The organism is Piscibacillus halophilus (genome assembly GCF_900110685.1).
Classification (GTDB): Bacteria; Bacillota; Bacilli; order Bacillales; family Alkalibacillaceae; genus Piscibacillus; species Piscibacillus halophilus.
The window spans coordinates 17,707-30,525 of the sequence record NZ_FOES01000006.1; the positions used below are offsets into that span (position 1 = coordinate 17,707).

Here is a 12,819-nt window from a genome sequence, read left to right on the forward strand (position 1 = left end):
CTCACTCCGATTTTAATTCTTCGATTTCTCTTTTTAAGCTTTCTTTCATGGTTACAACAAATTGTTCTCCATCATGTGAGATGTATTTACCTTCCATTGCATTTACAAAGAAATGATCCTCATTATTAACAATGACTTCCCATGTAGGGACAAAAACTTGTACACCATCATCTAGAGGAACCAGTGTCTGATACCCCATATCTAAAGTCACTTCACTTTGAGAAGGTAGTCCAGCTGTTGTATTCGTCCAAACTTCCCGAATGGCATTAATTGGGTCTATAACCGTTTGTTCTTCTAACCGATGCTCAAGTTCTTCTAAGAAAGTTTGCCTATACTGTATGGCATCTCCTTCTTCATTTAAAACCACAATGAGGCTTGCAGAATCGTTGAAGTAAAATGTTCGATCACTTTGCTTTTGGAAAAATAACAAAACATTCTCTTTTTCATAATAATTCCAGTACTGAAAAGAGTCGCCATACAATACTTGAGATTTAATCTCTTCAATTGAACCTTTAAAATCATCTTCAAGATCCAAATCTAATGGGGCTAAAAATTCACCAGTAATAACCTCATAGTTTGATTGGTAACCATCTTGATCAGGTATATCATCTAATGATACAACATCGCCTCCGTTTGAGGTTAACCCAATTAATTGATGGTCTAGGAGTCCTTGTAATATGTCTAAATCCTCTTCAGATAGTTGATATCGTTGCGCTGATACATAAGCTTCTTTTTGACCTCTTTCTGGCAAGTCATAGGTAATCTCTTGTTCTGCTAGTTGTTCTTCAAAAGTAGACCTATTTTCAAGTGTATCGTAGTTACTTGCATTTATTTTGTCTAATAGTTCCTGGACTAGGAATAAATTTAAGACTAGGAAGCTTACAATGAATATGGTTTTAATTTGGCCCCATTGCAATCTATTCAACCCCTTGATTCATTAACATATCATTAAATTGACTCATTGGTTGCCAAGAACCTTCTAGTTTGATATACCACTCAGGTTCTAACGTTATAACTTGAGAAGATGGAGATGTTTTAGCCTTTAGCGTATAACCTAATTTAACTTGTTCGATCGAGTTTAATGTAATTCGTTCACTAAGACTTTCTATCGTTTGATAAATAGAATCGCCTGAAGGTAAGACATTTTCTTTAACTGAAATGGCCTCATCCTCAATCAACTTAAATAGTGGCCGTTTCAATTTATTCAACTCATTGTTTCCCCACACTTGTTCCATGGTAGTGACACCCTTGTCATGATAAACTGGGTAGCCATCATAATACATTCTATATAATACTGCGCTTGAAGGTTGTTTTTGTATTTCGTCTAATTGGTAATCGTTTGTCCATCCTAAATGGACATTGGTCAAGTTCACGCTTCGACGTATCATTTCTGTTGGATTCGACTGTTCCAAATCATTAGATAAAGGATTTATAAATTCCATTTGTTCAGCTTCGTTATTCAATATTTGATACGTTTTTAAAGCTCTTGAACCGTCTGTATAATGAGTTCTTACATTGGGTGCATTCGTTAATGTCTGACGTACAACTGAAGGGTCTCGGAACAATGCATTGACCATTGTGGCTGCATCGAAGCTTTCAGTTAACAATGTATATCCATTCATTGCTATTTCTTCTGTAGGTAAATAGATGGTTTGACCCTCTTTAAATTCAAACCCTTTTAAATATACCATGTCATCTTGTTGATTAATAAGTTCTTCCAACCGCTGATAAGCACTTGATGACTGAATTTCTCCTACAAGTACATCACTTTCACCTTCTTCATCTGAAACAAACGCAACCTTTATTTCTTTTGTGCTATCTTGTAAATGTAGGAATACTTTATTAAATGACTGAGAATAATTTTGATTTTCTGTATTCACAGAATACATATAATTGATCATATCCATTGGAATACTAACAGGATATTGAATTTCAATACTTTGGTACTGGTTTTTACTCTCCCATTGTTCAAGTTCGGTTTGTTGCATATATTGTTCTAACACATAATGGTTAGAAGTCGGTATGGTAAGAGATGAAAAGTCCCAATTTAAAAATTCCTCATAGAAATCCTTCTCATCTTGCTTACTTTCTAATCGTTTATGAGTCTGGTAGTCGTGTATAATAATTTGATTAGGAAAAACAACTTCTCGGACTGATTTTTCTTCTCCATCAAGTTTTGACTGAGTTATATATTCTGTTTGTTCAATAGGTTCAAAATCTGGTTGATAAGTCCAAAGGGCATAGGTTAATAGTAAACTAGATGCGACTAACAGAAATAGGACGACCGATTTAATTTGTTCAATCATTTACGATGCCCCCGCTTCTTCTGCATGAGAGGTAATCTAAATGTAATCGTTGTGCCTTCATGTTCTTTACTATTAGCCCAAACCTCTCCATCATGTGCTTCTATTAACTCTTTAGCTATGGCTAAGCCTAAACCTGTCCCACCTAGTTGTCTTGAACGCGCTTTATCTACTCGATAAAAGCGGTCAAAAATCTTATCTAAGTTCTTTTCAGGTATTCCTACCCCTTCGTCAGAGATTTTAGTCAATAACTGATGTTTTTCTTCTACTACTTGAACAATAATTTCTCCACCTTCTGGAGAATACTTAATAGCATTTGAAATAATATTATCTAGTACTTGAATGATTTTATCTTTATCAATCCAAACATAGTAATTCCGATTAGGAATATCTCTTGTAATCGTAATATCTTCTTTTAGATTTAACTCAAAACGATCCACGACATGGTGAATAAAATCGGTATAATTAACTCGTTCTTTGTGTAACTGATAGTCTTTGTTATCCATTTTTGATAATTGGAGTAAATCATTTACAAGCCTAATCATACGTTCTGTCTCATTTTGTGTGACAGATAAGAATTTAGGGGCGATGTTCTCATCTTTCCACGTGTTTCCTTCAGTTAAAGCTTCTAAATAGCTTCTCATTGTTGTTAGTGGCGTTCTCAGTTCGTGTGATACATTAGCAACAAAGTCTCGGCGTTCTCGTTCAATTTTTTCTTGTTCAGTCACATCACTAAGAACTGTAATAATACCGCTCATTTCATTGTTTTCATCTTGGACTTCAGAAAAATTAGCTCGCACTAATAATAATTGGTCGCCTTCTGATAAATCCAAGATCGTACTTCTCATATCTTTTAAGTCATTAATATCAGAGACATCATCATCGATATCAATCAACTCAACTAATGAAGCCCCTTCAGCGGTTCTTTGGTTCATTTTTAATAATCGTTCAGCTGGTGGATTCATAAGAATGACTTGTCCATTTTGATCTGTTGCAATGACTCCATCAGTCATATTTGTTAAGACTAAACTTAATTTACGCCTCTCACCTTCTGTTGAAGCTTGAGCTATTTTAATTTTATCATTTAATTCATTAAACGTTTCGGCTAGTTGCCCAATTTCATCTGTTCCATATACATTAACTTTTTGGGAATAGTCACCCTGCCCCATTACCTTCGCTTGTTTACGCATTTCAGTAATGGGTTTAGTAATCGTTCTAGCAACCAGTATTCCTAGGAGAGCCGAAACTGTAATAGATAAAACCGTACCATTTGCGAAAATCCGAATGATTTCATTCATCTGGCCGTATACACTCTCTAACGATGCTTCAAGTCTTATAGCTCCTACGATTTCATCTGAATTTTCACTTTTAAAGATCGGAGATGACACAACTAAAGTACGGTGACCATTTTCTCTGTTATACATGATCTTTTCTTCTGTATTACCAGAAAGCGCTTGTTGAATTCGAGTTTCGGTTGTTTTCTTCCCTACATTCCCTCGTTCTAAAGGGTTGGTCGTTCCAAGTACGTGGTTATTTGTGTCGATGACTTCGATAACGTTTATTTCATCAGATGTAAAATCATTAATAATCGTTTGAACATCACTCTCTAATGAAGGAGCTTCCTCTGGCCTTTCACTATCCATCATGAAAGCTTGACTCAAATTATAGGTTAATAACTCGACACGGTCATTAATCGACTCAGTAAAGTTTTCTTTAAGCTCTGCCTCTAATTGTTGAGCAAAATAGGTCCCTATAACTTGAATCGTAATTAAGATTAGTAAGATGTATACGGTGATCATTTTTAATTGAATGGATTTAAAAAATCCCCAAAAGGCACGCATAAATTATCTACTCCTGTTCAGGGTTCCTCATATAGTACCCGACACCTCTCCTAGTCACAATCCAATTTGGATTACTTGGGTTCTCTTCAATCTTCTCTCTTAAACGGCGAATCGTAACGTCTACTGTTCTAACGTCACCATAATAGTCATAGCCCCAGACCGTTTCTAATAAGTGCTCACGTGTCATCACTTGTTCTAAATGCTTGGCCAAGTATAGGAGTAATTCAAACTCACGGTGAGTTAGATCAATCAGTTCTCCATTACGTGTAACTGAATAATTTTCACGGTTAATTTCAAGAGCACCAACTTTTATATTTGGTGTAGAAGACGTGTTTTGATTTTGTTCACTCGCACTCATACGTCTTAAATTAGCTTTCACCCTTGCAGCGACTTCACGTTTACTAAACGGTTTGGTCACATAGTCGTCTGCTCCAAGTTCAAGCCCTAATACTTTATCAATTTCTGAATCTTTAGCAGTTAACATAATAATTGGCATTTGAAAGTCTTTTCTAATTTCACGACAAACTTCCATACCGTCTTTTTCTGGTAGCATAATATCCAATAATATAATATCTGGTTCTTCTTTTTTCGTTAATTCAATCGCTTCATTGCCATCATTAGCAACGACTACTTCATATCCTTCATTTTCTAGATTGTATTTTAAAATATCCGCAATTGGTTCTTCATCATCTACTACTAATACTTTATAACTCATTACGGTATACACCTACCTTTATTCAGTTAGTTTACCTTAAATATTATTCTACAACAAAACAAGTTAAATGTCTTATTTAGCAATGTTTTATTCATATTGTGACTCATTCTCATTTTAAGAAGTAGAAAACCTCTAGCTCACTCAAGCTAGAGGTTTGGTTTTAGTAACTTACATAATTAGTTGGATTTACCTGTGAACCATTTTTTATAACTTCAAAGTGTAAGTGTGTTCCAGTGGAACTACCGGTGCTTCCCATGACACCTATTTGTTGTCCTTGTTTGACTGTTTGACCATTGCTTACACTAATGCTACTTAAATGAGCGTAAACGGTTTTTAATCCGTTTTTATGATCGATAATAATTTTATTTCCATATGCTCCATCACTGCCTGCAAACGTTACAACACCATTGTCTGCTGCTTTGATTGTTCGATTACTTACACCTGAAATATCGATCCCTTTATGGTAACTACCCCAACGAGGCCCCATATGGCTCGTAATAAAACCACCAACAGTTGGTTTCGCTAAAGATCCCGTTCCTTTTGATGGGACTTCTCTAGTACCTTTTAGAATGATTTCATCTTGAGGTTCTTTAATTACTTCTTCGTCAATCTTTTCTTTCTTAATCACTTCATTATTCTTTGTTGTTACACGATAAGTGATTTCCTTAACACCTTTTTTACCTTCTTGGTCAACTTTAGATTCACCTTTATCCAATGTTTTCGTATTCTTAGTTACCGTCTTATAGTTAATCGATTCTTCTTCTGATTTTTCTACGGTATAACTGACATTAATAAATGGTTGATCTGCTTCGACTTTAACCTCTTGACCAATCTGTACGACTGAATCTTCATCTAAATCTGGGTTCATATCAAGCAGTTCTTCATAAGACAAATCATACTTTGATGCAACTTGACTTAGAACCTCACTCTCTTGAATGGTATGTACTGTTTCTCCTTTTGTACCGCGTTCAAGCATCTTTTGTAATTGTTCTACAGTTAGTAGTTTAGTAGGGTCAACCCCTTCTTTTACAACTATCATATTCTCGGTCAATCCAATATCTAAAACAACTGATCCATCTTCTAAACGGAGTGTCGGTTCTTCTTCATCTTCTTCATCACTTTCTGACTGATTCGCTTCACCTGAAGGGAGGTGACTTAAAATTGGAGATACGATTTCGTCATCTTCCATTTTTAGAAATTCAATCTCCTGATCCAATTCATCTGGTAGATATTTATTGACTACATTATTAATGGCTTTATTCGCAGTTTCTAAATCATTTACATAACCAATCACTTGATCCTTCATTTGAAGCTTAATAGCTGTAGCATTAAATGTTAAGTTATCTTCTAATTGGTCAAGTACTAAGTCTGCCTCATCACTCGGTGTAAAAACGACTTCACTAATGTAAGTCACTTTTTGTTCTGGCGTTAAGTCGACACCATCATATTCACTTTCAGCTTCTTCTTCTTTAGTTTCTATAAAACTTTCAACTTCTTCTTTATCCTTGACTGTTCCTACATATTCAGAGTCAACATAAACATGATGTACTTCTACAAAACTTTCGTCTAACGAATCGGCATAAACAGTTCCAAAAGCAACTCCCATGCCTAAACAAGTTATAAGCAGCGTCATCTTTAGAATAGATACATTCCGAAAACGCTTTACGCTATCCTTAAATCTCCCCATTAACTGTTTCACGACAATATCCTCCAAAATCCACAATCTATCTATTAATATATAGTATAAAACTGACACACTTCTCGTATATACATATAAATCTACCATAATAGAATAATTAAAATAAACCTTTGTTTACATATTGTAAACAACTTGTATAGAATCTAGAAAAATCTTGAAATCATAATGATTATAATTCTACTAAAAGCGTAAATATACACTTTTTATTTTTGAAAATTCTGAACTAATGAGCCTTTTGTAATCCTTTTGTAATATAAAATTGTAGAAATCTGACAATAAAAGAAAAAACACAGGATCACTGTGTTAATAAATGGTGGCTCGGGACGGAATCGAACCGCCGACACACGGATTTTCAGTCCGTTGCTCTACCGACTGAGCTACCGAGCCAAGTATGGATAAATTAAATTGCGAAAATTTCACTCAGAGAAATATACGTTCTCACAAAGCTACATGCAAAATAAAAATGGCGGTCCGGACGGGACTCGAACCCGCGACCTCCTGCGTGACAGGCAGGCATTCTAACCAACTGAACTACCGGACCAATAATTGCGGACAGCGTTAATATTACCAAAAGGTCGTCTCTTTGACAAGCTTCTTTTAAATTTTTCTTTTTAAAAGCTTAAAGTTTAATTATTCTAATAATTAAAGGATCAGCATCTCTTACTGTAAGGGATGCTGATCTTACCTTAATATTATGAATAAATTTCGTTTTGAACAATTGTTTGTTCACGGTCTGGACCAACAGAAAAGATGGATACTCGAACGCCAATAAGCTCTTCAATGCGTTGAATGTATTTCTGAGCGTTTTCAGGAAGTTCATCGTAACTTCTCACTTGTGTTATATCCTCGTTCCACCCTGGTAATTCTTCATAAATAGGCTGGCAATCCTTCAATTCTTTGGAGCTTGCTGGATAGTATTGAATCACTTCACCATTCACTTTGTAACCTACACAAATCTTCAATGTCTCTAAACCGCTTAATACATCCAAGCAATTTAATGATAAATCCGTTAAACCACTTACTCGTTTCGCATGATTCACTACCACTGTATCGAACCAACCCACACGTCTTGCACGACCTGTTGTTGTCCCATATTCATGACCGACTCGACGGATTTGTTCCCCAATTTCATCATGTAATTCAGTTGGAAATGGACCATCACCAACACGAGTTGTATAAGCCTTAGATACACCCACAACTTTATTAATTTTATTAGGACCAATCCCACTTCCTGTCGCGACACCTGCCGCCGATGTATTCGATGATGTAACATAAGGATATGTTCCTTGATCTATATCTAACATAACCCCTTGAGCACCCTCAAAAAGGATATGTTGATGATTTTCAATTGCTTTTTCTAATTCTAAAGATGTATCAAGGATATATGGCTTTAAAGCTTCTCCATATTCAAGATACTCTTGTAAAACTTGCTCTGCATCTATTGGATCTTGATTATATACCTTCTCAAACCAAATGTTTTTCTCTTCAACTTGTTGATCAATTTTCTCTTTTAACGTATCTGGTTCTAATAGATCCGCCATTCTAATTCCCATTCGATTAATTTTATCCGAATATGCTGGGCCAATCCCTTTCTTCGTCGTACCGATTTGCTTCTCTTTACCTTTTGACTCTTCTTGTAATCGATCAAGCTCCATGTGATAAGGCATGATTACATGGGCACGACTGCTAATTCTTAAATGTTCAACAGACATACCGTTTTCTTTAACGTAGTTCATTTCTTCTAGTAATTTTTTAGGGTTAATAACCATACCATTACCTAAAATACATACTTTATCAGAATTAAAAATACCTGATGGAATCAAGTGTAATTTATATGTTTCATTTTTAAACTGGATTGTATGACCAGCATTGTCTCCACCTTGATAGCGTGCGATGACGTTTGCTTGTCTAGCGAGAAAGTCTGTAATTTTACCTTTACCTTCATCGCCCCACTGTGTCCCGATTATTACTGCTGTTGTCATATGAGGACCTCCTAAATATTAAGAAATAACTTAAGCACAAAAATATTCTATCAGTAAATGATATAGCAATCAATGAATTTACGAACATTATTATATCTTTTTGTGTTTTCATACGTGTTTTCCTTTAATACATGATCTCTATTATCCTTTATTAATCCCTTATTTTTATACAAACACCTTTTTAATATAAGAAAACCTGTAAGTGATGAGACGGTTTTAACGGGAGAAAAAGTAGAAGAAATCTTTATGTACCAGAGGGGTTCGTTTCGCCGATTTGTAAAGACGTTTCGCTAATTTTTAATTAACTCTCGCCAATTTAATTATGATTCTCGCCAAACTTGAAAAAGGTTTCGCCGATTTCATAGATGGTTTCGCTAAATAAGGCACTTCTTTCGCCAAGTTTATACTTTCTCATAATATAAAAAAACTCCTCAAAAATGAGGAGTTTTTAAGCTGGCGGTATATCCGCTTCATTATATTTTCGATCTAAGTCAACGAACTTGTTATATTCTTTAACAAAGGCTAATTCAACTGTCCCAATTGGACCATTTCTTTGTTTAGCAATAATGATTTCAATGATGTTTTCTTTTTCTGTATCATCATTATAGTAGTCGTCTCTGTATAAGAAACCGATAATATCGGCATCCTGCTCGATACTTCCTGATTCACGAATATCAGACATAATCGGGCGTTTATCTTGTCGTTGTTCCACACCACGTGATAACTGCGATAAGGCTATAACAGGAACTTCTAATTCACGTGCTAAAGCTTTTAGCTGACGCGAGATCTCAGATACTTCTTGTTGTCTGTTCTCACGACTAGAGCCGCTTCCCTGGATTAATTGTAAATAATCAATTAATACCATGCCTAAACCAGATTCCTGCTTTAGACGACGGCATTTTGAACGAATTTCGCTTATTTTAACACCTGGTGTATCGTCGATGTAGATTCCTGCATCCGATAAACTTCCCATCGCCATGGTTAATTTACCCCAGTCCTCTTCTTGAAGACTGCCTGTCCTTAATCGTTGCGCATCAATGTTCCCTTCTGCACATAACATACGCATGACCAACTGCTCCGCTCCCATCTCTAGACTGAAGATGGCACAGTTTTCTTGTGCATGTATAGCTACGTTTTGTGCAATATTAAGGGCAAATGCTGTCTTACCAACAGAAGGACGAGCTGCGATTATAATTAAGTCGTTTTTTTGGAAACCTGATGTAATGTGATCTAAATCCTTAAATCCTGTTGGAACTCCAGTCACTTCTTCACTTTGGTGATGTAACTGTTCAATATTGTCATATACATTGATTAATACATCTTTTATATTACGAAACTTACCAGATGCTTTTTGTTGAGAAACATCTAGGATGGATTTCTCAGCATAATCAATGATTTCAGAGAGTTCGTCTTTTTCTTCATATGACTTCGTTACAATTCCCGTTGCTGTCGATATAATACGGCGAAGGACTGACTTTTCTTCCACAATCTTAGCGTAATATTCTAGATTAGCTGCGGTTGGGACAGATTCGGCTAAATCTGTTAAATAAGTGACACCCCCAACTTCTTCTAATACATCCATTTCTCTTAATTCATTTGTGACCGTGACTAAATCAATCGGTTCACCCTTATCTGTTAAACGAATCATCACTTCAAAAATTCGTTGATGATTAACTCGGTAAAAATCATCAGGCTCTAATATTTCAGAGGCTGAGACAATGGCATTAGGCTGTAAAAATATAGCCCCTAACACTGACTGTTCAGCCTCAATATTATGTGGCGGTGTATGATCTTGTAATACCATATCTGTCACATCCGGTTCCCCCTTCAACGCGGAACAATTCCACTAAGCTTCTTTTACATGTACTCTCAATGTTGCTGTTACATCTGGATGTAGTTTTACGGGAACATTCGTGAAGCCTAAGTTACGAATTGGTTCATCCAATTCAATTTTTCGTTTATCTATTTTAATATCATGCTTCTTCTTTAATTCATCTGCAATGTGTTTACTTGTAACGGAGCCGAATAGTCGACCGCCATCTCCTGATTTAGCTGTTAACTCTACTGTCATATCCTCTAATTGATCTTTAAGTTTCTTCGCTTCATGAAGAATTTCTTGCTCTTTTTCTTTCTCTTTCTGTTTTTGACCTTCTAGCTGTTTTAAATTTCCTTTTGTCGCTTCGACAGCTAGATTATTTTTTAATAAGTAGTTACGTGCGTAACCTTCAGAGACGTTTTTAACTTCCCCTTTTTTACCTTTACCTTTTACATCTTTTATGAAAATGACCTTCATGATTCGTCCCCTCCTTCAAAGTATTCCTCAATAATACCTCTAAGTTGTTCTTCTACTTGTTCTAGAGTGGTATCTTCAAGCTGTGTGGCCGCATTGGTTAAATGGCCACCCCCGTTCATTTTTTCCATAATCACTTGAACATTGATTTCTCCAAGTGAACGAGCACTTACCCCTATTTTACCATCTTGTCGTTTCGCGATGACAAATGATGCTTTGACATTACTCATGGTCAATAACGTATCGGCCGCTTGAGCAATGATAATGGCTCCGTAGTCTTCACCTTCTAAGCCTTTAGCAATAGCGACACCTTCACGATAAACGGTCGCATTCTTAACCAGTTCGCTTCGCCTTACATAAACATCTAAATCTTCTTTTAATAAATTTTGTACAAGTACGGTATCCGCGCCTTTAGAACGTAAATAGGATGCCGCATCAAATGTGCGCGATCCAGTTCTTAATGTAAATGACTTCGTATCAACTGTGATACCAGCTAGTAAAGAAGTAGCTTCTAAAACATCGAGTTTTAACGGTCCATCTTGATACTCTAAGAGTTCTGTTACGAGTTCAGCCGTTGACGATGCATAAGGCTCCATATAAACAAGTGTCGGCTGTTCAATGAACTCTTCACCTCTTCGGTGATGGTCAATCACGACAATATGCTCTGTCTTATTCAACAAACGTTCTTCCATAACCATTGATGGTTTATGCGTATCAACTACAACAATTAATGTATCCTTTGTCACGATGTCTAAAGAATCGTCAGGTGTAATGAACCACTCGCTAAGTGACTCATTTTCTCCAATTCGATCCATCAAGCGTTGTACACCTGTATTGACGCCATCTGGGTCAAAAACAACGTACCCTTTTTTCCCATTTTGTTGAGCCAATTTCAAAATTCCAATGGACGATCCAATCGAGTCCATGTCAGGCGTCTGGTGACCCATGATGAGTACTTTTTCACTTTCTCTTACTAATTCTCTTAAGGCATGAGAAATAACGCGTGCACGCACACGGGTTCGTTTTTCCATTGGGTTCGTCTTCCCACCATAGAATTTAACGCGGCCTGTTTCATCCTTGATGGCCACTTGATCTCCACCGCGTCCTAATGCTAGGTCGAGACTAGACTGTGCTAAATCTCCAAGTTCGGGCAGGTCCGATGATCCTCTTCCTATCCCGATACTTAACGTTAATGGAACATTTTGATCTGAAATTAATTCTCTAACTTCATCCAGTATTTCAAACTTAGATTTTTCAAGATGAGTTAAGATTTCTTTATTCATAACCGCAATAAAGCGCTCTTGTGAGGTTCGTTTTAAATAGATCCCGTAATCATTAGACCAGTTGTTAAGAATGGATGTCACCTCTGAGTTTAAATGGCTTTTAGATGTATCATCCATCGCTTGTGTTAGCTCTTCATAGTTATCTAAAAAGATCACGCCTAATACTGCACGTTCATTATCATATTGATTTTGTAACTCAATTTGTTCTGTTCGATCAAACAGATAAATTAAACGTTCTTCAGATTTAATTATGGCTTGAAAACGTTTATCCCCTAGGGTGATCCACTTCTCTTCATCACCATCTTTAACTGCCACTTCAAGACTTTCAGATAAATCTTCTAATGATTCGCCGATCAATGATTGTTCAGGATCAAAAAAATCATTAATAAATGGATTGGCCCATTCGATTTGATTTTCCTCATTAAAAAGGAGGATTCCAAAAGGCATGTTCAGCAATGCCTCTTCTCCTACCTTTTTGACACGATAAGATAATGTAGATATATAATTTTCAGTTCGTTGCTTATTTAATGTTTCTGTCCTATATGTGAAATAAACAATCACAGCTAATACAACTGCTAACACTGTACCAATTAACCACTGATAATAGAATACAATAGTTGTTAATATACCAGCCAATACGTAAAGCAGCCATATACTCTTGTTTTCCGTTAGTTCCTTAACGTCATTCATAAATGAACTCATCTCC

9 protein-coding genes and 2 tRNA genes are annotated in these 12,819 nt (G+C 36.1%); all 11 read right to left on the reverse strand.

Annotated elements, in window-relative coordinates; all coding sequences use genetic code 11:
* Window position 1 precedes the first annotated feature (1 nt).
* Entirely contained in the window at window positions 2-916 is a 915-nt protein-coding gene (locus BMY57_RS04705) for a two-component system regulatory protein YycI (protein ID WP_175615170.1), read from the reverse strand.
* A gap of 1 nt (window position 917) precedes the next feature.
* A complete protein-coding gene (locus BMY57_RS04710; RefSeq protein WP_091772877.1) occupies window positions 918-2,306 on the reverse strand; it encodes a YycH family regulatory protein in 1,389 nt (462 codons plus the stop codon).
* Complete coding sequence (gene walK, locus BMY57_RS04715; RefSeq protein ID WP_091772878.1) at window positions 2,303-4,144, reverse strand: cell wall metabolism sensor histidine kinase WalK; 1,842 nt, start codon at window positions 4,142-4,144, stop codon at window positions 2,303-2,305. Before walK ends, BMY57_RS04710 begins: the two co-directional genes overlap by 4 nt.
* 7 nt (window positions 4,145-4,151) lie before the next feature.
* Window positions 4,152-4,859, reverse strand: coding sequence for a response regulator YycF (gene yycF, locus BMY57_RS04720; RefSeq protein WP_091772879.1), 708 nt, complete (start codon window positions 4,857-4,859; stop codon window positions 4,152-4,154).
* 160 nt (window positions 4,860-5,019) lie between these two features.
* A complete protein-coding gene (locus BMY57_RS04725) occupies window positions 5,020-6,558 on the reverse strand; it encodes a peptidoglycan DD-metalloendopeptidase family protein (RefSeq protein ID WP_175615169.1) in 1,539 nt (512 codons plus the stop codon).
* 311 nt (window positions 6,559-6,869) lie between these two features.
* A tRNA-Phe gene (locus tag BMY57_RS04730) sits at window positions 6,870-6,945 on the reverse strand.
* Between the two features lie 77 nt (window positions 6,946-7,022).
* Window positions 7,023-7,099: transfer RNA gene (locus BMY57_RS04735), tRNA-Asp, on the reverse strand.
* A gap of 151 nt (window positions 7,100-7,250) precedes the next feature.
* Window positions 7,251-8,540: an adenylosuccinate synthase gene (locus BMY57_RS04740; protein WP_091772881.1), complete on the reverse strand. Its 1,290-nt coding sequence runs from the start codon at window positions 8,538-8,540 to the stop codon at window positions 7,251-7,253.
* Window positions 8,541-8,988: 448 nt separating this feature from the next.
* On the reverse strand, window positions 8,989-10,344 hold the full coding sequence (gene dnaB, locus BMY57_RS04745; RefSeq protein WP_091772975.1) for a replicative DNA helicase: 1,356 nt from the start codon (window positions 10,342-10,344) through the stop codon (window positions 8,989-8,991).
* A 42-nt stretch (window positions 10,345-10,386) separates the two neighbouring features.
* On the reverse strand, window positions 10,387-10,833 hold the full coding sequence (gene rplI, locus BMY57_RS04750; protein WP_091772882.1) for a 50S ribosomal protein L9: 447 nt from the start codon (window positions 10,831-10,833) through the stop codon (window positions 10,387-10,389).
* Window positions 10,830-12,803: a DHH family phosphoesterase gene (locus tag BMY57_RS04755; RefSeq protein WP_091772883.1), complete on the reverse strand. Its 1,974-nt coding sequence runs from the start codon at window positions 12,801-12,803 to the stop codon at window positions 10,830-10,832. The genes rplI and BMY57_RS04755 overlap by 4 nt, the downstream gene beginning before the upstream one ends.
* Between the last annotated feature and the right edge of the window lie 16 nt (window positions 12,804-12,819).

What these genes read in the sequence shown, in the direction of transcription:
- BMY57_RS04710 (WP_091772877.1), bottom strand. Translation starts at nt 2,306, where the DNA reads ATGATTGAACAAATTAAATCGGTCGTCCTATTTCTGTTAGTCGCATCT.
- walK (WP_091772878.1), bottom strand. Translation starts at nt 4,144, where the DNA reads ATGCGTGCCTTTTGGGGATTTTTTAAATCCATTCAATTAAAAATGATC.
- yycF (WP_091772879.1), bottom strand. Translation starts at nt 4,859, where the DNA reads ATGAGTTATAAAGTATTAGTAGTAGATGATGAAGAACCAATTGCGGAT.
- BMY57_RS04740 (WP_091772881.1), bottom strand. Translation starts at nt 8,540, where the DNA reads ATGACAACAGCAGTAATAATCGGGACACAGTGGGGCGATGAAGGTAAA.
- dnaB (WP_091772975.1), bottom strand. Translation starts at nt 10,344, where the DNA reads ATGGTATTACAAGATCATACACCGCCACATAATATTGAGGCTGAACAG.
- rplI (WP_091772882.1), bottom strand. Translation starts at nt 10,833, where the DNA reads ATGAAGGTCATTTTCATAAAAGATGTAAAAGGTAAAGGTAAAAAAGGG.
- BMY57_RS04755 (WP_091772883.1), bottom strand. Translation starts at nt 12,803, where the DNA reads ATGAATGACGTTAAGGAACTAACGGAAAACAAGAGTATATGGCTGCTT.